Raw genomic sequence first — 26,007 nt, 5'->3', positions numbered from 1 at the left:
AGGGGTAAGCCTCGGCCCGACCGTCGTGCGACTTACCTCTGGGTTTGCAGAAAATCAATCTGCTGCTGAGGTAAATGAAATGAATACTACGGCTAAACGCTCCATCGGAACTCGTGCGCGCACGGGAGAAATTTGTCCCGAAAGTGGCGTATGGAGGGTGGAAGGGACGCCTTCAACCACCGCCCCGATTGCGAAGGGCAATCGTATGCCCCCTTATAACAATCAGGCCGTTATCTGGGTGCTGATCCAGATCGCGTAAGCGACCAAAAAACCTGGCGAGGCAGTTCACGTTGCCTCGCCACTTTCCTATGGTCACTACGATCGACTCCCACGCCAGTTTCGCTAGCGCAAGATTCACGATCTCGACCAACATATCGAAAGCAGTAGCCACTTGGCGCAGCCGCAGTGGAAACTGGCGCAAACATCCGCAAAGCAAAAGGGCCGGGGATCGCTCCCCGGCCCTTCGCATTGGTCCGGCTTGTCGGCCGGGCGTGGAGGGGACTTAGAAGTCCATCCCGCCCATGCCGCCCATGCCGCCGCCCATCGGGGCAGCCGGCTTGTCTTCCGGCAGCTCGGACACGGCGGCTTCCGTCGTGATGAGCAGACCGGCGACCGAGGCCGCATCCTGCAGCGCGGTGCGCACGACCTTGGTCGGGTCGATCACGCCGGCGGCGACGAGGTTCTCGTAGGTGTCGGTCTGGGCGTTGAAGCCCAGCGAGGTGTCGTTGCCCTCGAGCAGCTTGCCCGAGATCACGGCGCCGTCATGACCGGCATTCTGCGCGATCTGGCGAACCGGGGCCTGCAGCGCGCGACGGATGATGTCGACACCGCGGGTCTGGTCGTCATTGGCGCCCTTGAGGCCTTCGATCGCCTTGGTGGCGTACAGCAGGGCCGTACCGCCGCCGGGGACGATGCCTTCCTCGACCGCGGCGCGGGTGGCGTGAAGCGCGTCATCGACGCGATCCTTGCGCTCCTTCACCTCGACCTCGGTCGAACCGCCGACCTTGATCACGGCAACGCCGCCGGCGAGCTTGGCGAGACGCTCCTGGAGCTTCTCACGGTCGTAATCGCTGGTGGTGTTCTCGATCTGGGCGCGGATCGCCTCGACGCGGGCCTTGATCGCGGTCTCGTCACCGGCGCCATCGACGATGGTGGTGTTTTCCTTGTCGATGGTGACGCGCTTGGCGGTGCCGAGCATGCCGACCGTGACGGTCTCGAGCTTGATGCCGAGATCTTCCGAGATCAGTTCGCCATTGGTCAGGATCGCGATGTCCTCGAGCATCGCCTTGCGACGATCGCCGAAGCCCGGAGCCTTCACGGCCGCGACCTTCAGGCCGCCGCGCAGCTTGTTGACGACGAGCGTGGCCAGAGCCTCGCCCTCGATGTCCTCGGCGATGATGAGGAGCGGACGGCCCGACTGCACAACCGCCTCGAGGATCGGAAGCATCGACTGGAGGTTCGACAGCTTCTTCTCGTGGATGAGGATGAACGGGTCGTTGAGCTCGACCGTCATCTTCTCGGGGTTGGTGATGAAGTAGGGCGAGAGGTAGCCACGGTCGAACTGCATGCCTTCGACGACGTCGAGCTCGAACTCGAGGCCCTTGGCTTCCTCGACGGTGATCACGCCTTCCTTGCCGACCTTCTCCATCGCCTCGGCGATCTTCTGGCCGACTTCGGCATCGCCGTTGGCCGAGATGATGCCGACCTGGGCGACTTCGTTCGAACCGGCGACCGGCTTCGAGCGCGACTTGATGTCCTCGACGACCTTCGAGACGGCGAGATCGATGCCGCGCTTCAGGTCCATCGGGTTCATGCCGGCAGCCACCGACTTCATACCCTCGCGAACGATCGCCTGGGCGAGAACGGTCGCGGTGGTGGTGCCGTCACCGGCGAGGTCGTTGGTCTTCGACGCGACTTCGCGGATCATCTGCGCGCCCATGTTCTCGAACTTGTCCTTGAGTTCGATTTCCTTGGCGACAGTCACGCCGTCCTTGGTGATGCGCGGGGCACCGAACGACTTGTCGATCACGACATTGCGGCCCTTGGGGCCAAGCGTCACTTTCACCGCGTCGGCGAGGATGTCCACGCCGCGCAGGATGCGCTCACGCGCGTCACGCGAAAACTTGACGTCTTTCGCAGCCATTATCCTGTTCCTTCCTAGAAATTTCGATTGGGGTCAGCGCAATCGGGGCGTCGGCTTCAGCCGACGATACCGAGGATGTCGCTTTCCTTCATGATCAGCAGGTCTTCGCCGTTGACGCGGACCTCGGTGCCCGACCACTTGCCGAACAGGATGCGGTCGCCGGTCTTGACGTCCAGCGGCGTCACCTTGCCGTCTTCGGCCTTGATACCGGTGCCGGCGGCGACGACTTCGCCTTCCTGCGGCTTTTCCTTGGCGGTGTCGGGGATGATGATCCCGCCCGCAGTCTTCTCTTCGGCCTCGACGCGGCGCACGAGCACCCGGTCGTGAAGCGGACGAAAGTTCATTTCGGCCATCCCTTATGCTTGTAGCAGGGCCCACCCCTGCCTTCGTGGAACATGATTAGCACTCACACAAGGCGAGTGCCAACGGCGGCCATATGTGTGCGCCCCCGCCCCGAGTCAACGCGGAGGCGACGAGTTTTTCGCTTTTCGCGCCGGAATGAGAAAAAGCCCCGGCGCACCGGGCGCCGGGGCTTTTCCGGTGGGTTGGTTTAAGCGCCTATCAGGCGAACGTGACAGCAGCCTTACGCCGGCGGACCGCGAAGCCCGCGAGGCCGAAGCCGCCGATCAGCAGCGCCCAGGTCGCCGGCTCGGGCACGCCGCCGGGGCCGGTCGCGACATTGGCGCCCAGCACATCGAACGCCCAGCGGCTTTCGCGGCCGATGAAGTTGCCGCCGCCCGAGAAGCCGTTCGAGAGGTTCGGACCCATCGCGAAGTTGCTGAACGCGCTGATCGACACGGTGTAGGTGCCGGCAGCCAGCGCCTGCGAGAAATAGGTGTCGTAGTGATTGCCGGTATTCGGATCGGCCGGCACGAACGAGCCGCCGTCGTCATTCTGGCCGATCAGCGCGCCGCTGCTCTTGTCGAACAGCGCGAGAATAGGGTCGAAGCCGCCGCGCGCGATCGTATCGCCCGCCGCGTTGACGCCGCCGGCATAGGAATAGGTGCGCAGGGTGACCGTCGAAAGCGAGTCGATGGTGAAATCGAAGAAGGCTACGTCGTTCGCGTCGGCAAGGTTCCCGGTGAACGAGAAATCGGCGGCCGAGGCAGGCGCTGCCATGGCAGCGCCGGCGAGGATCGAAGCGAGCAGAAGTTTACGCGACATAGATGACCCCTTCAAAAGATATCCGCCGCCTCGCAAACCCTATGCCAACGACGGATTTCGCCCAAAACCCCTGTAAACGGACAAAGTTAATGTCAAGCGCACCGACAGGGTGAGCGGATTTTAACGCGACGGGCTCTATTCCATAAGCGATGGGCCGCGTTAAATGGCGCGAGGATCGGAGACGTTGAACATGGGATTGCTGCGCGGCGCCTGGCGCATATTGGTGGGGGTCAAGGACGCGCTGGTCCTGCTGTTCCTGCTTTTGTTCTTCGGGCTGATCTATGTCGCGCTGTCGGCGCGGCCGATGCCCGCGAGCATCGGCGACGGCGCGCTGCTCCTCAATCTCAAGGGATCGATCGTCGAACAGCCGACCGATGCCGATCTGGTTTCCAGCCTGTCCAGCCGCGCGCCCGAGACGCGCGAATATCGGCTGCGCGACGTGGTGCGCGCGCTCGATGCCGCCGCGACCGACGCGCGGGTGAAGGCTGTGGTGCTCGATCTCGACGGATTCCAGGGCGGCGGGCAAGTCGCGCTGATCAGCGTCGGCGACGCGCTGGGCAGAGTCCGCAAGGCAGGCAAGCCGGTGCTGGCCTATGCCACGGGCTATAGCGACGCCGCCTATCTGCTCGCCGCCCATGCCTCCGAAATCTGGATGAACCCCATGGGCGCGACGGTCTTCGCCGGGCCGGGTGGATCGCGGCTCTATTATAAGGGCCTGATCGACAAGCTGGGGGTGACCGCGCACATCTACCGCGTCGGCACCTACAAGTCGGCAGTCGAGCCTTATATGCGCGCCGATCAGTCGCCCGAGGCACGCGAGGCGAGCAAGCAGCTTGCCGCCGCACTATGGGAAGGCTGGCAGCGCCATGTCGCCGGCGCCCGCCCCAAGGCGAAGCTCGCCCCCTATATCGCCGACCCGACGGGCGCGCTGGCCGCCGCGCACGGCCAGATGGCCGAGGCGGCCGTCGCCAATGGCATCGTCGACAAGCTGGGCGACCGCACCGCATTCGGCGCGCGCGTCGCCGCGATCGCCGGGGGCGACGACGCCAAGCCCGCCGGCTGGTTCCGCCGCATTGCCTATGACGACTGGGTCGCCGCCAATCCCGCGCCCGGCGGCGGGCAGATCGGCGTCGTCACCGTCGCCGGCGATATCGTCGACGGCGATGCCGATCCCGGCACCGCAGGCGGCGCGACGATCGCGCGGCTGATCCACAAGGGTATCGCCGAAAAGCCGCTGAAGGCCATCGTGCTGCGCGTCGATTCGCCGGGCGGATCGGCATTGGCCGCCGAACAGATCCGTTCCGCATTGCTCGACGCGAAGAAGAAGGGGCTGCCCATCGTCGTCTCGATGGGATCGGTCGCGGCTTCGGGCGGCTATTGGGTGACGACCGTCGCTGATCGCATCTTCGCCGAGCCGACGACGATCACCGGATCGATCGGCGTTTTCGGCATCCTGCCCACCGCCGAGAATGCGCTCGCCAAGATCGGCGTGACCAGCGACGGCGTGAAGACGACGCCGCTCAGCGGCCAGCCCGACCTGTTCGCCGGCACCACGCCCGAATTCGACAAGCTGGTGCAGGCCGGGGTCGAAGACATCTACGGCCGCTTCCTCACATTGGTGTCGCAAGCGCGACACATGCCCGTCGAACGCGTGAACGAGATTGCGCAGGGCCGGGTGTGGGACGGCGGCACCGCGCGCCAGATCGGGCTGGTCGATGCGTTCGGGTCGATCGACGATGCGATCGCCGAAGCAGCGCGGCGCGCGAAGATCGACCCCGCGACCGCCAGGCCCGTCTATCTGGAAAAGCGCGCCGATAGCTGGGCCGCGCTCGCACGCAGCTGGGCGCGCAAGAAGGACGACGATCAAGGCAGCGAAGGCGATACCGATCTGATGACCCAACTCGCCCGGCAGAATCAGGCGCTGCTGTTCGGCGCGCTGGCCGACGCACAGGCTTTGCTGCGCGGGCCGGCGATGCAGGTGCGCTGCCTTGAATGCGCCAACTATGCCGTGGCGCGTCCGGTTTCGGAGAAAGAAGGGGAAACGATGATGCAGTGGCTGCTCGCGAGGTTCGCGCGATGATCCTGATACGCCCCGCCGAAGCGGGCGATGCGGCGCAGATCACCGCCATCTACACGCCGCACGTCGCCGCCAGCGCAGTTTCGTTCGAGACCGAGGTGCCGACGACGCGGACGATGCGGACGCGCATGGAATCGTCCAAGGGGCTCTATCCGTGGATCGTCGCGACCAGCGAGGATCGCGACACGATCCTGGGCTTCGCCTATGCCGCGCGCTTCCGCGAGCGCGAGGCCTATCGCTTCTGTGTGGAGACATCGATCTATATCGCGGGCGGGCTCGAGCGGCAGGGCGTCGGCCGACTGCTCTACGAAGCGCTGATCGATACGCTGCGCGCGCAGGATTTCACGCAGGCGATCGCAGTGATCACGCTGCCCAACGAAGCATCGATAGCGCTGCACGAATCCGTCGGCTTCCGCCGCGCCGGCGTCTATCGCGAGGTCGGCTGGAAGCAGGGGCGCTGGCACGATGTCGGCATCTGGCAGGCGAGCCTTGCCGAGCCCAACGGCACCCCCGACGAACCCAAGCGCTTCGCCGACATAGGCGTGCGGCGCGACCCCTGAGCCGCGCCGCCAGGCGCCGGGCTTACTCGCCTTGCGCCGCCAGCGTCGCGCAGTCGCCGGCCGGCGCGGTGCCCGCGAAGCGATCGTCGATCCACTTGATGACTTCGCCGGCGCTCTTGAATGCCGCGAAGGCGTGCTTGACGCCGGGCAGCGCATCGATCGTCACGTTGCGCCCTGCGGCGCAGAGCGACCGGGCATAAGCGATCGTCACCGAGGGACGGACCAGCTCGTCCGCCATGCCCTGCGCGATGAACACGGGGACGCCCGTCGGCGTCTCGCCCGGCGTGTTGCGCGCGGCGATCGATTTCCACGGCTCGACCGCTGTCAGATTGGGCACCGAGAGAAAAGTGTCGGCGAGGAACTTGTCGGCGGCGCGGCGCTCGCCCCTGCCGCGTATGGCGCCGATGCACTGCTGCGCGAGCATGTCGACCTTCGGTAGCGCCTCGGGCAGCACGACGCGATCGAGCGGGACATTGTAGATCTTCGACCACGCCCACAGCGCCATCGACGCGACATTCTTGCCGCCCGGACCCGACAGGCTGTCCATGAACAGCGTCGCGAGATCGGTCGCGGGCGACGCGACGGCGACGCCGAGCAGGCTGAGCTCGGGCGCATAGCCGCCGCTGCGGATCGCGCTGAACAGCGCGGACTGGCCGCCCTGCGAATGGCCCCACAAGGCGAAGCGGCGCGAGGCCGCCGCATCAGGCAGGTTGATCGCCGCGCGGACGGAGTCGAGCACGGCGCGCACCTCGCTCTCGCCGATCAGAAACGGGTGCGGGCCGCCGACGCCGAGGCCGGCATAGTCGCTGGCCGTGACGATATAGCCGCGCGCCAGCAAGTCGCCGAGACCCGGGATCATCAGCATACGCAGCGGCGATTGCGACGGCGCGCAGGGCGCGACCACGCCGCTGGTCGGGTGCGCCCAGGCGACGATCGGACGCCCGCCGGCCGGCGCGGGCCGCGCGGGGATGAAGACCATGCCCGACACCGCGATCGGCCTGCCGTCGGGATCGGTCGAGCGATAGATGATGCGCCACGCGCTCGCCCCGGCCGGCGCGCCGTCGAGGCTTTCGACGCGGATGATCGATCCGGGCGCGCCGGGGACGTCGCTGTCGGCGACAGTGTAGAAGGGCGGCATCTCGGCCAATGCCGGCGACGCAGCGACGACGCCCACAAGCGCGAGACCGAGCAGGAGGAACAGGTGACGCGCGAGGAGGCGAAGTGAGTTCATGGCTGCCGATCCGCTCCGAATTATGGCCTGCCGCCGATTCGCCCGCAAGCCACTGCGCGCGCCTCCTACACTGAAAGCGCGCGGCGGGCAGCACTCTATTTGACGCTTGTGTAACGACCCGCGGCGCGGCGGCGTTTTGACCATCCCGCAACCATCGGCGCGAATGCAATTATAGTTAATATGTTTTAAATCAACAAATTATCCCGATCGCACTCCAGCAACGTTTGGTCGCAACCAGCTTGCGGCGAAACGACCCGAAGCGCTTCCTGCGCCTCACAACCGCAATCACAACAGCTTCGAGTCGCCCACGCGCATTGGCTTTGCGCTCCCTTGTCGGGAGGCGTTGCATGGTCCGGCTCGATTCCGCGGCGCATATCGTCCGCGCCCCTTCCCCGCTTCCGCGATCCATCGCCGCGCATGACGTGCGGAGGCGCGCATGAGCGACGATGTCTGGACCGCGCTGGTCAAGGGCGTCCTCGGCTTCGCCAACAGCCGCGCCGGCGACATGGTCGGCACTACCTTCAAAGACACCGGCTCCTTCCTCAAATCGCTGTTCGACGGGACGAGCGGGACGACCAAGGACGCGATCGACCGGATCAAGACCGACGTCGACAATCTGACCCCGATCGGCAAGGCGCTGGGCGAGGCGCTGAAGCCCAAGTTCGAGGCCGCGAAGACCGCGGTGACGAACATGGCGACCGAGATCGGCACCGATCCCTTCACCATCGAGGCGGCCGGGCGCGCCGCGACCGAGCTTGCCTATGTGCTGATCGCCTTTGACGAGGCGCTCGACATATTGGCGGAGAAGATTGCCGAGCGCGAGAACAACCCGGCGAGCAAGCAGCAGGTGCTCGACGCGATCGGCGGGATCACCGATCCGTGGAAGGCGCCGTTCAAGTCGCTGGGCGCGAGCACGGTCAAGGCATTCGACGATGTGTGCAAGGCGGTGCTCGACGTCGACAACGCCCATAACGACGTCGCCAACGCGCTCGTCTGGAGCCGCCCCGACAAGAAGCTGGGGCTGAAATTCCTGAGCGCCGGGCCGAAGACGCTGGGCGCGATCAGCTTCGACGGCGCCTATCTGGAAGCCTTCTTCGACTACAAGACCAAGGCCAAGGTCGGGATCGAGCTGCACACCAAGCTGCAGGCCGGGCTGCGTTCGGACAAGATGCTCGAGAAGATCATGCCCGGACAGGGCAAGACCGCCGAGACCGACCAGGTGGCGATCACGCTCGACAGTTCCGACGGGCTGACCTTCGGCGCGGGCAAGGACAAGAAGATCATCCTGCCCGTGCGCTTCGCCTTCCCCGGCGTCGAGCTGCGCGAATTCGCGATCATCCAGCCGGCGAAGGACAATAAGGACAGCCAGAACCGCATCGACGTGGTGATGACGATCGCCGGCAAGTTGGGCGACGCCTTCGCGATCGTCGTCGAGGGCGGCGGCGTCTCGATCCGCTGGGTCGACGGCAGCGGGCCCGACGCCGCGCCCAAAATCCCCACCGGCATGGGCGTGCGGATCAACACCGGCATCGTCACCGGCGGCGGCTATCTCCGCTATTCCGAGGATACCAAGGAATATGGCGGCATCTTCGACCTGCAGTTCGCCAAGTTCGGGATCACCGCGATCGGCCTGCTCGGCACCGATCCGTTCAGCTTCGTCATCGTCATCGGCGTGCGCTTTGCGCCCAAGATCGACCTCGGCTTCGGCTTCACGCTCAACGGGCTGGGCGGCATCCTGGCGATCGAGCGCGCGATCGACACGATCGCGCTGCGCGACGGGCTGAAGACCGATATCGTCGGCCAGCTGCTCTTCCCCTCCGATCCGGTGGCGGCGGCGCCGCAGATACTGGATTCGCTGGGCAAGGTCTTTCCCTATCGCGACGGCGGTTTCGTCGTCGGGCCGATCGCCGAGATCGGCTGGGGATCGCAGGCGGGCTTCGTCAAGGCGCGGCTGGGCATCGCGCTCAGCCTGCCCGATCCCAAGCTGGTCATCCTCGGCGCGCTCGAGATCGGCGTCCCTTCGGCCGACATCAAACCCGACAAGCGCATCGTCGACATCCACGCCAATCTGATGGGCGAGATCACGCCCGACTATTTCCTGCTCAAGGTCTCGATCGCCAAGTCGAAGCTGTTCACGCTCAGCCTGTCGGGCGACATCGCCCTGTTCATCAAATGGGCGGGCGAAGGGGCGTTCGCGCTCTCGGTCGGCGGTTTCTTCCCCAAATATGACGCACCCAAGGAAATCGGGAAGCTCGACCGGCTGTCGATCGGCTTCAAGCCGCCGGTCGACTGGCTGAAGATCACCGCCGAGGCCTATGTCGCGATCACGTCCAACTCGATCCAGTTCGGCGGCAAGCTCGATCTCAGCGCCGATGTCGGCATCGCCTCGGCCCATGCGTGGATCCAGCTCGACGCGCTGTTCCAGTGGGCGCCCTATTTCCACTTCATGGTCATCCTCGACGTCGGCATCGAGGTGAAGGCGTTCGGCGCGACGATCGCGGGCGTCCATTTCCACGGCGAGCTTTCGGGCGACCAGCCCTGGCGGCTCGAGGGCACGGCGACGGCCGAAATCCTGTGGTGGGACGTCGATGTCGATATCGGCCCGATCACCTGGGGCGAGCCGCGCCCGGCCGACGCGCCGATGGTCGACAGCGTCGGGACCGCGGCCGAGGCGCTCAAGGCCGACGCGGCCTGGACGCCGATCCTGCCGGCCGACGCGCTCCAGCTCGTCCGCTTCGCCGATACGGGCAGCGACCGGCTGTTCCATCCGCTCGGCCGGCTCGAGGTCAAGCAATCGCGCGTCCCGCTGGAGACGCAGATCGACCGGATCGGATCGAGCCCGGTTTCGGCATCGCGCGTCTATCTGGCGCCGCCCAAGGTCGGCGGTGACGACGCCGCTGCCGTCTCGACGGTGCAGGATCGCTTCTCGCCGGGGCATTTCCTGGCGCTCAAGGACGATCAGCTGATGGCGCGGCCCGATTTCGAGCAGATGCCGGCGGGTATGGTCGTCGCCGCATCGTCGAAGCCGATCCACGGCACGGCGGTCAATGCGGCCTATGCCTGGAACACCGTCTATCCCAACCGCCCCGAGCCGGTGGTCGATATCCCGGTCCGCTGGAAGATCGCGGGCGCGAGCAAGGGCATGCTCGCCGCGTCGGCGGTGGCGAAGGCGCGCAAGACCAGCGCCAACCCCTATCTCGCGGTTGCGCCCACGCCGCCCGAACCGGTGCTCGCCGATCCGGGGCTGGTGACCGTCGTCAATCGCGCGACGCTCGCGCCGCTTGCTGCGGCGACGACCAATATCGGCCCGACGCACGCGGCCGAATTCATGGCCGGGTCGAACGACCTCGGCGTTCTGGCAAGCGGACTGGCGGCATGATCGAATCTCTCAGCATCGCGAAGAATTTCGTCGCCGACGCGCGGGTCAACCTCGTCGCGCCGTTCAAGCCGGAGGATATCGTCCTCCAGGACTATGACTTCGTGCCCTATGTGCGCAACGGGCTGGCCGGCGCGATCGCGGGATCGCCTGGCGCCGCGCCCTGGCGCGCGATCGTCAAGGTCGCGTTCGACGTGTGCGGGACCGGGGTCGCCTCGGTTCCCGTCTCGCGCGACCTGACGCTCTACGGCCCGGGCGATGTCGTCGGCCTCGATCCGGGGCAGATCATCCGCCGCGAGCCGGCGCCGGGGACGAGCAGCGCCGAAGAGACCTTCATGGCGCAGATCGAGTTCGACCGGCCCGACCTGCCCTGGATGTTCAGCCCCTCGGCCCCGGCGGGCGAGCGGCTGGAGCCCTGGCTCGCCCTCGTCGTCTGCCTGCAGGACCGGTCGACCATATTGCCCCCCTCGTCGCCCGGCCTGCCGCGCGTGCTGGCGACGCGATATGGCGAGCTGCAGTCGCTGGATGACAATGCCTATTTCGCGCATGCGCAGGTGGTGGGCGGCACCGGCCCCGCGATCGCTGATCGCCTGTCGGACGAACATGCGCTCGCCAATCTCTCGCGGCTGATCTGCCCGCGCAAGCTGGAGCCCGGCAAGGCCTATCGTGCGGCGTTGGTGCCGGCCTTCGATTGCGGCGCCAAGGCAGGGCTGGGCGTCCCCGGCGGCACGCTGGACCGGGCATGGTTCCGCGCGCCCGACGGCAGCGACGCCGAAAGCCTGATCCAGCTTCCCGTCTTCGACTCCTGGGAGTTCGAGACCGGGCCTGCGGGCGATTTCAAGTCGCTGGCCGAGCGGCTGGTGCCGATCGGTGCGCCCTGGCAGATCGGCAGGCGGATGATCGACGGGACCCAGCCCGGCGGCGGGATCGATGGCGCCGCGCCGGGCGCCGACGGTGCGGTGCAGGTGCTGAGCTGCGCGCTGCGATCACCCGCCACCGCCCCCGCCAACGGGCCGAGCGACAATGATCCGGGCTGGCCCGCACCGCTGCGCGACAAGCTGCGCATCCGTGTCGATACCGCCAATGAGAATACGCCGCTGCTGCCGCGCGTGGGGCCGCGCCTCTACGCCCGCTATCAGGCCGCGCGCAACGCGGTCGGCCCCGTCTTCGGCGATCCGCCGACGAGCAACGCCGCCGCCGACGCCAACTGGTTCAGCCAGATCAACACCCATCCGCTGTGGCGCATCGTCGCCGGGCTGGGCACGCGCGTGGTGCAGAAGGATCAGGAACTGCTGATGCAGGCGGCCTGGGCGCAGGTGAGCGAGATCAACAAGCTCAACCACCAGATCCAGCAGCATCAGTTCGCCAAGCTGATCAACCAGTCGCACATGAAGCGGCGGATCGCGGCGCTCGATCTGGGCGCGATGACGCGGCTCACCCGCCCGCTGCACGATCGCATCCGCGTCGCCGCGCGCCCCGACAGCCTGTGGAAGCAGATCGAGGACAGTCGCACCGCCGGCAGCACGCTGAGCATGACCGCGCAGCGCGTGACGAGCGTGTCGGCACCCGCGATGCGCAAGGGCATGGCGCTGCGCGCGCTGGCCAAGGCACCCGATTTCGTCGCCGACGCAGGGCGCTTCCGCGACCAGCGGCTGACCTACGCCAATCCCGACGGGATCACCGCGATCGCCGACAAGGGGCTGGAAGTGCTTGGCCCCGATCTGATCGGGCGCGTGCTGGGCGTCGCGCCCACCGTCGCCTTCCAGACGCTGAAGGACCGGGTGAAGCCGCTGTCGCGCGGCACGGCGATCGCGCAGCTGGCCGGCGGCGCGACTGAGTGGCGCGTCGATGCCGGGCGCACCGTCGGCGGACTGTTCGCCGATTATTTCGCCGGGCGCATCGACAAGCAGGTGCCGGGCGCGGCCGACGGGCCGGGCGTGCTGCGCGCCGAACTGGCGGGCGCGGCGCTCGCCGGGATGGCGCGCGTCACCGCCCCCGGCTTCGCGACGGCCAGCACCACGCGGATCGCCGCGCTCGCCACCGCGCTCCCCGTCGCCACCGTGCGGCGCGACGTCGCGGCCCCGGTGCAGCCGGGCATCAGGACGGGCATCGCGACGAACATCGCGGCGACCACCATCCGCACCACGCCCGCCGCCGCCAACCGCGTCACCGACAATATCCTCGGCCGGCGTGGCCCCGTGGTGGTGCGGCCGACGCCGACGCCGACCATCCCCGTAACCCCCGCAGCCGATCCCGCGACGCGTTTCGAAACGCAATTCTCGCGCGATCTGACGCGCAACCTCGCCGAGATTTCGGCGCTCAAGCTGACGACGCTGGCCCAGGGCTTCGATGCGACGATCAACAAGGTCGCGCTGCCCCCGGTGCGCGACACCAAATCGGTGCCCGCGCTGGCGCTGACGACGCAGCAGATCGTCGAAACGCTCGATCCGGCAAAACGGATGACCGACTATCTCAAGGGCCGGATCCGCAAATGGCCCGCCTTGATCCGCCCCGGCTGGTTCGACGATCTGCGGATCGACCCCGTCATGGCCGCCCCCGCCTTTCCGCGCGCCATGTACGAAGCGCTCGACGCCTATGACCGCGACTGGCTGGTCCCCGGACTGGGCACGATCACCCAGCCCGATTTCGTCACGCTGCTCGAGGCCAATGCCTCCTTCTGCGAGGCCTTCCTCACCGGCCTGTCGGACGAGATGGGCCGCGAGCTTCTGTGGCGCAATTATCCGACCGACCAGCGCGGCACCTATTTCAAGCGCTTCTGGGACAATGAGCAGGACGAGCTGACCAAGCCGATCCACCAGTTCGGCTCGCAGCCGCTGGGCACGCACATGTCGATCGGCGGCACGGGCGGCCCCGGCTTCCTGCCCGTGGTGCTCGTCGTGCGCGGCGCGATCGTCCGCCGCTATCCCCATGCGATCATCGCGGCGGTCAAGGCGACCAACGGCAACTTCCCACCGACCTTCGTCGAGGACAGCGAGGCCGAGATACTGTTCCACGCCCAGCTCGATCCCGATTATCTGCTGGTCGGGTTCAAGCTTTCCGCCGCCGAGGTCAAAGCCGATAACTGGTGGTTCCTGCTTGCCGAGCATCCCACCGCGCCGCGCTTCGGCATGGCCGAGGCGCCATCGGGCAATCCGCGATCGGCCGCCGCGACGATCGATCAGGGCGATCTCGACTGGAACGATCTGACCGCGCTGGTCGGCGGCGTGCCGATGCTCGATCGCGGCCAGTTCCTCGCGCCGCACGCGCGCAGCGTGAACATCCGCGACGAAGGCAGCGATCCGGAGGTGCAGGGCTGGCCGGGATCGTCGGCCGTGGTTGCGCGCACGCTGCTGCGCGACCCCGTCCGCGCCGCGTTCGCCGGCAAGGATCTTCTCGAGAATATCGAAAGCGCAGGAGGGCCGAATGCCTGATCCCACCGATCGCCTGTTCGGCGAAGTCCACCGATCGACGGCATCGCTGCTCGACCAGATCCAGGGCAAGGATGCCGAGATCGCCAAGCTGGGCGCCGACCTGCGCAGCGCGCGCGACACGCTGGCTGCGGCGAACGCCACGGGCGACCGCGCCGCCGCCACGCGCAGCCAGCGCCGCATCGAGACGCTGGCGGGCAAGGTGGAGGAAGCGCGGCGCGACCGGCTGACCCTAGACCGCGATCATGCCGTGCTGATCGACAGGCTCAAGCAGCGCGAAAGCTGCGACGCGCCGGCGGACGTGCCTTTGCTTCTCCTCCCCGTGCGTATCGAGACGCGCTTCAACGCGGCGGCCAACGCGCTGCGCATCCGCATCTATCCCGACGAGATCCATGTCGATCGGCTCGACCGGGGATTGTCCGACAAGGAAGTCGCGGCCGGCCAGGCCTATTGGATGCAGCTTTGGTCGACCACGGGCGCCGAAGCGCAGGCCGACGCCTGGAACATCCTGGTCAACGCGATCGGCGCTGGCCGCGCGCATTGGGTCGTCCGCGCGATGACGCCCGACAATGTCGCCGATCTCGGCACCGGCGCGCCGGCCTTCCCAAGCCCCGCCGCACGCGGCGGCGGCGCGGCGCTTGCCCGGCTGCTGCCCGACCGCTTCGTCGCGATCGCCGAGCAAGGCACGAAGCGCTCGCGCGCCGTGGGGTCGGCGATCCCGCCCGAAGTGCGCATCGGCCTGCTGACGCAGGAAGAAACCCCGATGGTCGAGCAGGACGGGCTGAAGATCCTGTCGGGAACCGAATGGGTCGCCGATTTCGACGCGGCAATCGCGAAGGGGCTGGCGCTCACCCTGCCGCTGTCGCAGGCGGGAGCGATCGACCGGCTGATCGTCGCCGGCGTCCGGCGCAGTCGCGATCCGGCGCAGAGCGCGGCCGAGCTGACCACGCTGCTCGAGGCGCATTGGGAAAGCGACGGGCTCGCCTTCCTCCCGCAAGGCACGCCGACGAACAATACGGAGATCGCGCGCGCCGCCTGGCAGCGGCGGATCGCGCAATCGGCTCCGCCGCTCAGCCAGCCGGCCGCGCCCGCCGACAGCAATGCCGCAACGCTGATGCGCGTGCTGGGGATCGATGCGCCGTGGATGGGCGGGGTCGATCATGCACTGGAGCATGAGCAGGCTGATGCCGCGGCGATGAACAGCGCGTTGTGGCCGGCGACGCTCGGCCAGTTCCTCGACTCGGTCGACGAGGGCAATGACGCGATCTCGCCTGCGGTGATCGAGCGCATCCGCGTCTTCCACCGCGATCATGTGCGCGGGCGCGGCCCCGTTCCGGCGTTGCGGATCGGCAGCCAGCCCTACGGCATCCTGCCCGTCTCCAATTTCGCCAAGGCGTGGAAGGACGACGCGGCCGACAAGTTCGGCGGCCAGCTGACCGGCTTCCTCCGCAAGCTGCGCCCCAACTGGATGGCGGCGACGAGCGATCTCGCCCATGTCGGTTCGGGCGACGATCTGCGCGAGACGATGGACCGGCTGCTCGGCCAGTCGGGCGTGTCCTATGGCGTGCGCGCGCGGCGCTGCCTGTCGGGCAGCATGATCGGCGCGGTCGGGCAGGTGACGACCACCGCCAAGGCGGCGACCGACATCGAAGCGCTGCTGACGCGGATGCTGCAGGAAGCGATCGGCAATTTCAGCTACGCCAATCTGGGCGCGTCGCTCGACGACAAGGCGCGTCCGGTACTGCTGCCCTATGCCGACGACGCGCGCGACGCGGGCTTCCTCGCCGCACTGCTCGCCAGCGGCAATGGCGGCAACATATCGAGCGTGTTCCAGGCGCTTGTCGCTATCGCGGCGGCGCGCGTCGCGGCGAAGCGGCGGCCGGGGCGCGATTTCATCGACCATTTCCGCGTATCGGCGACACTGCCCGTGGCGGTCCGCGACGCGATTGTCCGGCAGATGAACGAGCCCGGCAACGCCGATCCGGCGACGCTTGATGCGCTCAAGGCCAAGCTGCCCGGCGCCGACGATCCGGCTGCGCGCCCCGCCGCGCGCAGCTTCGCCATGGATGCGATGCACGAAATGGGCTTCGCCGCCTATTTCGACACGGTGAGCTCGACGGTGGCGCGCGACTATCTTTCGGTGCTCGTCGCCGACGAGTTTCTCAGCGTCGAAGCGGTGAAGGCCGAGTTCCGCGCCGCGCTCGATCATCTGTCCAGGGATGTCGGCGACCCGGCCGATCAGGCACGCCACCTGCTGGTCGGCGAGACGCTCGACACCGTATCGCACCGGCTCGACGCGTGGATCACCGGCGCGGTCTCCCGGCGGATGGCGACCCAGCGCGCAGCCAAGCCGGCCGGCCTTTCGATCGGCGCCTTCGCCTATGTCGAGAATCTCCGCCCCAAGCAGGCGGCAGGATCGGCCGACGGCGGCTATATCCTCGCGCCATCGCTCGCGCATGCGACGACGGCGGGCATCCTGCGCGCGGCGCATCTCAGCCACACGCCAGCCCCCGGCCAGCGCAACCCCTATGCGATCGGCCTGCCGTCGGCCGACGTCCGCGACGCGCTGCACCTGATCGACGGCATCCGGCAGGGGCAGCCGCTCGGCGCGCTGCTCGGCTACCGGATCGAGCGCGCGCTGCAGGACGGGCAGCTGGGCTATCTGGTGCTCAACCTGCGCGCCGCCGCCCCGCTGACGCAGGGCAAGCTGAGCGATCGCGGCGAAGCGATCGACCAGGAAGCGCAGGAAGCGATCGCGGCGGCCAATGTCTGCGACGGGCTTCGCCTCGTCGAGATGTGGCGCGCCCCGGGCGGCCCCGATGCGATCAAGGCCAAGCTGGCCGCCAAGCCGGCGAACAACCCCTATATGCCCGCCGGCGCGACCTGGCCTGCGATGACCAACGCGATCTGGAACAAGGTCGATGCCGAGATCCGCAAGCTCGATATGAGCGTCGACGCCGTCGCCGATCTGCTGCTCGCCGAAAGCGTGCATCAGGTGGCGCAGGGCAATCTCGCGCGCGCCTCGGCGACGATGGACGCGTCGGGCCGCGGCGACGTCGCCCCGCCCGAACCCGATTTCGTCAACTCAATGCGCGGCGGGCAGCCCGTATCGCACCGCCTGCTGATCATCGGCCGCGAAGGGGCCTGGGATGCCGATGCGCCGCGCGCGCGGCTGGCGCCCGGGCTGGAAGGCTGGGCCGCCGAGCGGCTGGGCGATCCGGCGCGCATCGTCATCGGCTTCGCCGACAATGGCGACGCCGTCCGCATCCCCGCAGGCTCGATCGCCGCGCTCGATCTGGTCGCGCTCAGCGACGATCCCGCCTCGGCCGCGCGCCGCGCCGCCGGCAGCGCTTCCTTCGATCCTGCGCTGTCCGCCGACCCGCGCCTCGCCGCCGGCGACATCGCGCTCGCCGACATATTGACCATCGCCGACGGGGTGCGCCGCGTGCTGACCAGCGCGCGCGTGGCGGGCGGCAGCGATTTCTGCCTGCCCGGCGCGCCTCCCGCCTACGGCCCCGATCCTGCGGCGCTGGCATCGCTTGCAACGCGGCTCGACGAGACAGCCCTGCTGTTGTCGCAGCGGCGCGAGGCGCTCGCCGCGCTCATCGTCTCGTCCTCGGTCAACGTCACCGATCTGTCCCCGGCGCTGGTCGCGATGACCGATTTCGGCATCGCGACGCCCAGCGTCTCGCGCGCGCAGCTGGGCGAGACCGCGCTGCTGGCCGATGCCGAGGCGCAGCGCCGGCTGGCGGCCTATGGCGCGCTGGCCGGATCGCCGCTGGATGCCGAGGGTCTGGCGCAGCGCGCGCAGGCGCTGATGGGCGCGGACTTCATCCTGCCGATCCCCCAGATCGCCAACGCCAACCCGACTTTCGAGGTCATACTCGATCCCGTCGCGCCGGCTTCGATCCGCCGTTATCTGGGCGACATCGGCACGGTGCGCGCGCAGGTGCGCACCTTCTACGACCATCTGATGCTCAGCGACAGCCTGGGCGTCACGCCCCGGCTGGCGGTGATGCAGATGGGCGGCGTCGCCGGGCGCTGGGTGGCGGAAGCGCTGCCCGACGATGCGAAGACCCCCGATGCGGCGGTCATCTCGATCGTCGCCGATGCGCCCGCCGCGATGCCCGCGGCTTTTGCGGGGCTGGTGATCGACGACTGGACCGAGACCTTTCCGCGCCGCGCGCTCAAGGGCGAGGCGGGTGATGCCAGGATTGTGCTGGAAACCACGGCGGGGGTCGCGATCCACGCCAACGCGCCCAACGTCCAGCCGCCGCAGACGATGCTGCTCGGCATCTCGCCCGACGGCGCACGCTGGACCGACGATCGCGTCTTCGATCTGGTCACCGAGACGATGGAGATGGCGCGGATGCGGCTGGTGACGCTCGAGACCGTTCCGCTCGCCGCGCGCATCCTGCCTGCCATCTACACGCAGAGCTGGTCGCTGCAGGGCGAGAAGACGATCGACTGGTCGAAGTTCGGTGATGCCTTCCTCAAGGCTTCGCTCGTGGGGGCGCCGCTGCGCGCCTTCGCCATGGTCGAGGAGAACTGATCATGTGCGCGGATATCGTGAAGGAAGGCGTCGCGGCCTTCGTCGAGCTTTCGCCGGCCATGGCGGTTCGCTTCCCCATCGTCGCCCCGCCGGCCTGGACGCGGCTGGAGCCGCAGAGCCTCAGCGGCGAGCCGGCGCAGGCGCTGGCCGCGCGCGTGCACGATCCGCTGTGGCTGCTCGCGCGCCAGTGGCAGTTCGGCGAGTTTGACGGCGAGGATGCGGGCACGCCCGTCGCGGTCGAGCTCAACGCCAATGCCCGGCGGATGACCGCCTTCGCGCCCGAGGGCCATGCCGCGCGCGCGATCGTCGAGCGCGACCTGATCGAGCCCGAGGCCGAAGCCGAGCCCTTCGCCGGCGCGACGCTGCGCGACCGGGCCGAGGCCGGCGCGCTGCTCGTCGCGATGCTTGCCGATGCCGGGGCCGATCTGCGCGCCGCGCTGTCAGCCGCCTGCCCGCTGCCTGTGCCGGCCGACGGCGGCCCGATCGCGCCCGTGCCGCCGATGTGGAAGCTGCTGGCGCGCGGCGGCGTCGACGGATCGGCCGCTGCGACGCAGATCGAGGACAGCAGCTTCACCGGCAGCTGGGCGTCGGGCGCGAGCGCCGGCGCGGTGCAGGCGGCGCGCGACTGGCTCGACTGGTTCCGCGCCAATATCGAGCCCCGCGATGCGCTCGGCGATTGCTGGCAGCAGGACCGGCTGGAATATAGCTTCGCCGTCCGCGCGGGGACGAAGGCCGATCAGCGCGTCTGCCGCGCCCCTGCGCACGATGGCGGCCCGGTCGACTGGCACAGCTTCGATCATGACAATGCCGCACAGATCGCGGTCGATGGCGACGCGGCGGGCGCTGGCGCAGAGGCGATCGAAGCGACCGTCCACGCCACGCGGCTGCGCTATGCCGGCATGCCCGCCAACCGACTGTGGCGCTTCGAAGACGGGCAGGTCAATTTCGGGATGGTCGAGGTCCAGCCGCAGGATCTGACGCGCGTCGCCTTCCTCGATTTCGCGACCGTCCATGCCGACGACTGGCTCGTCGCCCCGCTCGACGTGCCACGCGGCGCAGTGGTGGAAATGGGCTCGGTCTTCTACCGCACCACCTTCAACGAACGGTTCGAGGTCAAGGACGGCAATAGCGGCCCCGACGATTTCGAGCTGTTCACGCTGAGCGCCGCTTCGGGCGGGACGCTGCGCGCCTTGCTCGTGCCGCCGGGCGGGCGCAATGCCGTCGAAGGCCCGGCGCTGGAGGAAGTCGTCTTCGCGCGCGACGAGACGGCCAACATGGTCTGGGCGATCGAGAAGCGCGTGCAGGGGCCGACCGGCGACCCGCGCGAGCGCGCGATCGAAGCCAAGCCGCCCGAACAGTTCACCACCCCCCTAGAGGCCGATCTGACTTATCGGCTCGAGAAGGACGTGCCCGACTGGTGGATCCCGATGGTGCCCGTGCCCGATGGCGGCAAGGGCGGATTCCACCTGCGCAAGGGCAGCTTCACCGACGACGACCCCGCGCGCGGCCGCATCCTCGCGCCGCTGCCGCTCGACATGTTCGAGGAAGAAGTGCCGCGCGAGGGCGTCGTCGTCCGCCGCGTGCCGGCGCTGGTCCGCGACAATCAGGGGCATCTGCGCCGCTGGATCGCGCGCCGCGTCTCCGTCGCGCGCGGCGAGGCTAATTCGGCACTGGCGTGGGACAGCGCGCTGAGACGCTGAGAGCCCATCTGAGAACGCAGCTTGCCAGGCCGTGCACGCACGCCCGGCATCGACTCGCCTGCTTGACTCTGTAACCAGACAGGCAGACTAGAACATATAGTGAACATATCGATGGTTGAGTCGGTGAATGCGCCATGCGCCTTGCAGGGAAGAATCGCACGGATCGCCGAGCGACCGCACTTTGGCGGCGCGCCGCTTGGCCATGCGTCGCTCGACGCTGCGATCGGCGGCGGGCTGGCGCGTGGGCGGCTGCACGAGCTGTTCGCGGCGACGCCCGGGGATGGCGGCAGCGCGGCGGGTTTCGCGGCGATGCTGGCGCGCCTTGCCGCCCCGGACGATGCGCCGCTGGTCTGGCTGCGACAGCAGGATGCGGAACGGCAGGGCGGGCAATTGCACGCACCGGGGCTGGCCGAAATCGGGATCGATCCGACACGATTGCTGCTGATCCTGCTCCCCGATCCGGTGGCGCTGCTGCGCGCCGCCGCCGATGCGGTGCGCTGCACCGAGTTGGGCGCGGCGGTGATCGAGCTGTGGCGCAACCCGCGCGCGCTCGACCTGACGGCAAGCCGGCGGCTGGCGCTGGCGGCGGACGCATCGGGCGTCACCACCCTGCTGCTGCGCGTCGAGGCCGATCCCGCGCCCAGCGCCGCGCAGACGCGCTGGAGCATCGCCGCCGCGCCTTCGCTCGCGCTGGATGCCGATGCGCCCGGCTTGCCGGCGTTCGACGTTCAACTGTTGCGCCAGCGCGGCCGCCCCGATGGCGGACGCTGGCTGCTGGAATGGGATCGTGACCGTGCCTGCTTCCGCGAAGCGCCGCTTCCTAGCGCTGTGGTTTCCCCTGCTGCCGGCCAATCGCTGGTTGGCGACGCACGGCGGCACGCCTGATGCACCGATCGCCTTCGTCGAGAAGCAGCGCGGCGCGATGCGCGTCGTCGCGCTCGACGCGCGGGCGCTGCGCCTTGGCCTCGCGCCGGGGCTGACGTTGGCCGACGCGCGGGCACGCGTCCCCGAACTCGCGGCGGTCGATCATGATCCCCATGCCGATCGCATCTGGCTGGAACGCGTCGCCGACGGCTGCGATCGCTGGACACCGATGGTCGCGCTCGATCCGCCCGACGGCGTGACGCTCGACATTAGCGGCTGCGCCCATCTGTTCGGCGGCGAGGCGGCGCTGGCGGCGGATATCGAGCAGCGGATCGGCGCGGCCGGGATCAGCCTGCGCCACGCGCTTGCCGCGACGCCCGAGGCCGCGCAGGCGCTTGCCCGCTTCCAGACCGCGCCCGCCGCCGACGAGGATCAGGCGATCCGGCGCCTCGCCGTCGCCGCGTTGCAGCTCGACGAGGAAGCCGAAACGGCGCTGCGCCGCGCGGGGCTGAAGACCATCGGCGATCTCGCCGCCCGCCCCTCGGCGCCGCTCGCCGCGCGTTTCGGCACGGAAACGGTGGCGGCGCTCGATCGCCTGCTCGGCCATGCCGACAGCCGCATCTCGCCACGTCGCGCGCTGCCCGCATTGCTTTTCGAGCGCCGCTTCCCCGAGCCGATCGCGCGGACCGAGGATGCGCTGACCATACTCGACGATCTCGTCGGCGAGGCCGCTCTGGCACTGGAGGAGCGGCGCGGCGGCGGCCGGCGCTTCGCCGGGCGCTTCTACCGCAGCGACGGCGCGGTGCGCGAGATCGCGATCGAGACCGGGCTGCCCACGCGCGACACCGGATTGACGGCGCGGCTGTTCCGCGAACGCATCGACACGCTCGCCGACCCCATCGATCCGGGCTTCGGCTTCGATCTCGTGCGGCTGGCGGTGCCGGCGGTCGAGCCGCTCGCGCCGTCGCAGCTCCAGCTCGAAGGCGGCAGCCTGAGCAGCGAGGCGATGGCGGCGCTGGTCGACCGACTGAGCGCGCGGCTGGGGCGCGGGCGCGTCCGCCGCTTCCATCCGCGCGACACGCATATTCCCGAACAACAGACCCTGTCGCTGCCCGCCGTCGAGGCCGGCGCATCCATATCCTGGCCCGCACCGCCCGCCGGCGGACCGCCGCTGCGTCCGCTTCACCTCTTCGATCCGCCCCAGCCGGTCGAGGTGCTGGCCGAAGTGCCTGACGGGCCGCCGCGCAGCTTCCGCTGGCGCCGCGCGGTGCATGAGGTGAAGCGCTTCGAAGGCCCCGAGCGCATCGCCGGCGAATGGTGGCGGGTGAATGTCGATCGCCTGCCCGATCCCGTCGCCACGCACGCCCGGCGCAGGCCCGGGCGCGACGACCCGGCGGAGGATGACGAGCCCTTGCCGCCGCTGCCCCATGCGGGGCGTCCGCTGCTCACCCGCGACTATTTCCGGGTGGAGGATGCGCGCGGCCGCCGCTTCTGGCTGTTCCGCCACGGGCTTTACGAACGCGAGACCACGAGCCCGGCCTGGTACATCCACGGCCTGTTCGCATGAACGCGCCGCCTCCCTTTGCCGAACTGCTCGCCGCGACCAGCTATTCCTTCCTGCGCGGCGCATCGCACCCCGCCGACATGGTCGCGCAGGCGATCGCGCTCGGCCACAGGGGCATCGGCATTGCCGATCGCAACACGGTGGCAGGCGTGGTGCGCGCGCATGTCGCGCTCAGGGATGCCCGTGCGCAGGCTGCGGCCGAGGGTCATGGCGATCTCGGCTTCCGGCTGGTGGTCGGCGCGCGCCTCGTCTTTGCCGACGGCACGCCCGATATCGTCGCCTATCCCATGACGCGCCACGGCTGGGGCCGACTTACCCGCCTGCTGACGCTCGGCAACCGCCGCGCCGAAAAGGGCGAGTGCCTGCTCCACCTCGCCGACCTGATCGAACATGCACAGGAACTGCTGCTGATCGCCGTCGCCGACGACGAGCATGAACTCCTGCTGCGCCGGCTTGCCCGCCACGCTCCCTTGTGGATCGCGGCGACCATGGCGTGTCGGGGCGACGACCGTCGCCGGCTCGCACGGCAGCAGGCGCTGGCGCGGCGCACCGGCATCCCGCTGCTCGCCACCTGCGACGCGCTTTATGCGACGCCCGAGCAGCGCCCGCTCCACGACGTCATCAGCTGCATCCGCGAAGGCACGACGATTGCCGAGGCCGGCACGCGCCTGCTCGCCAATGCCGAACGGCATCTGAAGCCGGCGAAGGAAATGGCGCGGCTGTTCCGCGACGCGCCCGAGGCCGTCGACGCCGCCACCGACATCCTGTCGCGCATCGATTTCACGCTCGACGAGCTGCGCTACGAATACCCGCACGAACCCGTGCCCGAGGGCTGGGAGCCGCAGGCCTGGCTGGAGCACGAGACGCTGCGGCTGGCGCGCGAGATGCGCTATCCCGAGGGCATACCCGGCAAGGTTCAGGCGCTGCTCGACGCGGAATTCGCGATTATCCGCGCACGCGACTACGCCCATTATTTCCTGACCGTCTACGATCTGGTGCGCTACGCCCGTTCGCTCGATCCGCCGATCCTGTGCCAGGGCCGCGGATCGGCGGCCAATTCGGCGGTCTGTTACTGCCTGGGCATCACATCGGTGGATCCCAACCGCTTCAACCTGCTCTTCTCGCGCTTCGTGTCGGCCGAGCGCAACGAGCCGCCCGACATCGACGTCGATTTCGAGCATGAGCGGCGCGAGGAAGTGATCCAGCATATCTACCAGCGCTATGGCCGCAGCCGCGCCGGCATCGCCGCCACCGTCATCCACTATCGCCCGCGCAGCACGGTGCGCGAGGTGGGTAAGGTGCTGGGGCTTTCCGAGGAGGTGACCGCACGGCTGACCAGCACGGTCTGGGGCAGCCATGCCGGAAGCATGGAGGCCGCGCGCATCGCCAATGCCGGCTTCGATCCGCACGCGCCCGAGCTTGCCCGGCTGCACTGGATCGTCGGCCAGCTGCTCAACGCGCCACGCCATCTGTCGCAGCATGTCGGCGGCTTCGTGCTGACGCAGGGGCGGCTGGACGAACTGGTGCCGATCCACAATGCCGCGATGGAGGACCGCACCTTCATCGAATGGGACAAGGACGATATCGACGCACTCGGGTTGATGAAGGTCGATGTGCTGGCGCTCGGCATGCTCAGCTGCATCCGCAAGGCCTTCGATCTGATGCGCACGCACGGTCTCGGCGATCTGACGCTGGCCGGCGTGCCACAGGAGCAGGCGGCGGTCTACGACATGCTCTGCACCGGCGACAGCATCGGCGTCTTCCAGGTCGAAAGCCGCGCGCAGATCAACATGCTCCCGCGCCTGAAACCCCGTTACTTCTACGATCTCGCCGTGCAGGTCGCGATCGTCCGCCCCGGCCCAATCGAGGGCGACATGGTGCATCCCTATCTGAAGCGGCGTGCGGGCAAGGAGCCCATCGATTTCCCCTCGCCCGCGCTGCCGCACGATCCGGGTGAGCTGCGCGAGGTGCTGGGGGGCACGTTCGGCGTGCCCCTGTTCCAGGAACAGGCGATGAAGCTCGCCATCATCGCCGCCGGCTTCACGCCCGACGAGGCGAACCGGCTGCGCCGCGCAATGGCGACCTTCCGCAATCTCGGCACGATCGGCGAATTCGAACGCAAGATGATCGAGGGGATGACGGCGCGCGGCTATGCGCCCGAATTCGCCCAGCGCTGCTTCAACCAGATCAAGGGCTTCGGCAGCTATGGCTTCCCCGAAAGCCACGCCATCTCGTTCGCGCTGCTCGTCTATGTCTCGGCGTGGATCAAATGCACGCGGCCTGCCGTCTTCGCCGCCGCGCTGCTCAACGCCCAGCCCATGGGCTTCTATGCGCCCGCCCAGATCGTGCGCGACGCGCGCGAACATGGCGTCGAAGTGCGCGCCGCGGACGTCAACCACAGCGACTGGGACAATGGCCTGGAGACTGGCGCATCCGATGGCGAGGCGCATGCCCGGTGGAGCTGGGACATCGCGGCGCACCGCGCGGACAAGGGCTTCGCGCTGCGCCTCGGTTTCCGCCAGATCGACGGCTTCCGCGCGGAATGGGGCTATGCCATCGCCGCCGAACGCACGACCGGCGGCCCCTTCACCAGTGTGGAGGAACTCGCCCGGCGCGTCGGCCTGCCCGTCCGCGCGCTGCGCTTGCTGGCGGATGCCGATGCGTGCGGATCGCTGGACCTCGGGCGGCGGCAGGCGGCGTGGGATGCACGGCGCCTGCCTGCCTCGACCGAATTGCCGCTCTTCGCCGCCGCCCGCGCACGCGAACTGGCTGACGAGACCGACGCACGGCTGCCCGCCATGCTGCTCGCCGAGGAAGTAGCGACCGATTATCAGACGACGCGCCTCTCGCTGCGCCGGCACCCTCTGCACTTCCTGCGCGCGACGCTCGCGGCTGGAGGCATCAAGTCGAGCGAGGAGCTGGCGGCGACGCCCAACGGACGGCGCGCCAGGGTGGCGGGGGTGGTGCTCGTCCGCCAGCGGCCGGGCAAGGGCAACGCCATCTTCGCCACGCTGGAGGACGAGACGGGGATCGTGAACATCCTGCTCTGGGCACGGATGTTCGAGCGCTATCGCCGCCCGCTCATGGCCTCGCGCCTGATGGAAGCGCACGGGCAGGTGCAGCGCAGCGAGGAAGGCGTGATCCACCTGATGGCCGACCGCATCGTCGATCGCAGCGACCTGCTCGACCGGCTCGGCGAAGAGCAGCGCATGCCTGTCGACCTCTCACCCGCCGATGTGTTCGCGCACCCCGTTCTGCCCCGCGCACGCCATCCCCGCGACGTGCGGATCATCCCCAAATCGCGCGACTTCCACTGACCTGGCTGATTTTCCTGCCCCCGGCGGCGTT

General features: G+C 68.7%; 14 protein-coding genes. 10 read left to right on the top strand and 4 right to left on the bottom strand.

Features of this window, described 5'->3' with window-relative positions; genetic code table 11:
* Positions 1 to 259, top strand: a 259-nt coding sequence (locus AC3WT0_RS13685) for a hypothetical protein (protein ID WP_492753954.1), incomplete at its 5' end; no start/stop codon positions are given.
* A gap of 243 nt (positions 260 to 502) precedes the next feature.
* On the opposite strand, the gene groL is transcribed toward AC3WT0_RS13685, so the two are convergent.
* From groL to AC3WT0_RS13670, 3 genes are all read right to left on the bottom strand, one after another.
* Positions 503 to 2,143, bottom strand: a complete 1,641-nt coding sequence (gene groL / locus AC3WT0_RS13680) for a chaperonin GroEL (protein WP_492753953.1) — start codon at positions 2,141 to 2,143, stop codon at positions 503 to 505.
* A 56-nt stretch (positions 2,144 to 2,199) separates the two neighbouring features.
* Positions 2,200 to 2,487, bottom strand: a complete 288-nt coding sequence (groES, locus tag AC3WT0_RS13675) for a co-chaperone GroES (protein ID WP_492753952.1) — start codon at positions 2,485 to 2,487, stop codon at positions 2,200 to 2,202.
* A gap of 217 nt (positions 2,488 to 2,704) precedes the next feature.
* A complete protein-coding gene (locus tag AC3WT0_RS13670) occupies positions 2,705 to 3,307 on the bottom strand; it encodes a DVUA0089 family protein (RefSeq protein ID WP_492753951.1) in 603 nt (200 codons plus the stop codon).
* Between the two features lie 190 nt (positions 3,308 to 3,497).
* On the opposite strand from AC3WT0_RS13670, the gene sppA reads away from it, so the two are divergent.
* Together sppA and AC3WT0_RS13660 are read left to right on the top strand one after the other, a co-directional pair.
* Complete coding sequence (gene sppA, locus AC3WT0_RS13665) at positions 3,498 to 5,387, top strand: signal peptide peptidase SppA (RefSeq protein ID WP_492753955.1); 1,890 nt, start codon at positions 3,498 to 3,500, stop codon at positions 5,385 to 5,387.
* Positions 5,384 to 5,944: a GNAT family N-acetyltransferase gene (locus AC3WT0_RS13660; protein ID WP_492753950.1), complete on the top strand. Its 561-nt coding sequence runs from the start codon at positions 5,384 to 5,386 to the stop codon at positions 5,942 to 5,944. The genes sppA and AC3WT0_RS13660 overlap by 4 nt, the downstream gene beginning before the upstream one ends.
* 22 nt (positions 5,945 to 5,966) lie before the next feature.
* On the opposite strand, the gene AC3WT0_RS13655 is transcribed toward AC3WT0_RS13660, so the two are convergent.
* Positions 5,967 to 7,175, bottom strand: coding sequence for a lipase family protein (locus tag AC3WT0_RS13655; protein ID WP_492753949.1), 1,209 nt, complete (start codon positions 7,173 to 7,175; stop codon positions 5,967 to 5,969).
* Between the two features lie 436 nt (positions 7,176 to 7,611).
* On the opposite strand from AC3WT0_RS13655, the gene AC3WT0_RS13650 reads away from it, so the two are divergent.
* The 7 genes from AC3WT0_RS13650 (at position 7,612) to AC3WT0_RS13620 (ending at position 25,976) form a co-directional block, all read left to right on the top strand.
* Positions 7,612 to 10,554 carry a DUF6603 domain-containing protein gene (locus AC3WT0_RS13650; RefSeq protein ID WP_492753948.1) on the top strand — a complete coding sequence of 981 codons (2,943 nt, stop codon included), beginning with the start codon at positions 7,612 to 7,614 and terminating at the stop codon, positions 10,552 to 10,554.
* Positions 10,551 to 13,982 carry a hypothetical protein gene (locus AC3WT0_RS13645; RefSeq protein WP_492753947.1) on the top strand — a complete coding sequence of 1,144 codons (3,432 nt, stop codon included), beginning with the start codon at positions 10,551 to 10,553 and terminating at the stop codon, positions 13,980 to 13,982. The genes AC3WT0_RS13650 and AC3WT0_RS13645 overlap by 4 nt, the downstream gene beginning before the upstream one ends.
* A complete protein-coding gene (locus tag AC3WT0_RS13640) occupies positions 13,975 to 18,531 on the top strand; it encodes a hypothetical protein (RefSeq protein WP_492753946.1) in 4,557 nt (1,518 codons plus the stop codon). Before AC3WT0_RS13645 ends, AC3WT0_RS13640 begins: the two co-directional genes overlap by 8 nt.
* A gap of 2 nt (positions 18,532 to 18,533) precedes the next feature.
* A complete protein-coding gene (locus tag AC3WT0_RS13635; RefSeq protein WP_492753945.1) occupies positions 18,534 to 20,231 on the top strand; it encodes a hypothetical protein in 1,698 nt (565 codons plus the stop codon).
* A 111-nt stretch (positions 20,232 to 20,342) separates the two neighbouring features.
* Positions 20,343 to 21,116 (top strand): ImuA family protein, encoded by a 774-nt coding sequence (locus tag AC3WT0_RS13630; RefSeq protein WP_492753944.1) that lies wholly within the window; start codon positions 20,343 to 20,345, stop codon positions 21,114 to 21,116.
* The gene (locus AC3WT0_RS13625) at positions 21,019 to 22,662 is read left to right on the top strand and encodes a Y-family DNA polymerase (RefSeq protein WP_492753943.1); all 1,644 of its coding nucleotides are present in this window, start codon (positions 21,019 to 21,021) and stop codon (positions 22,660 to 22,662) included. The genes AC3WT0_RS13630 and AC3WT0_RS13625 overlap by 98 nt, the downstream gene beginning before the upstream one ends.
* Positions 22,659 to 25,976, top strand: coding sequence for an error-prone DNA polymerase (locus AC3WT0_RS13620; RefSeq protein ID WP_492753942.1), 3,318 nt, complete (start codon positions 22,659 to 22,661; stop codon positions 25,974 to 25,976). Before AC3WT0_RS13625 ends, AC3WT0_RS13620 begins: the two co-directional genes overlap by 4 nt.
* The last annotated feature ends 31 nt before the right edge of the window (positions 25,977 to 26,007 follow it).

The organism is Sphingomonas sp. EU05-FHT14C10 (assembly GCF_058790595.1).
This window is presented reverse-complemented; position numbering and strand designations above follow the sequence as displayed.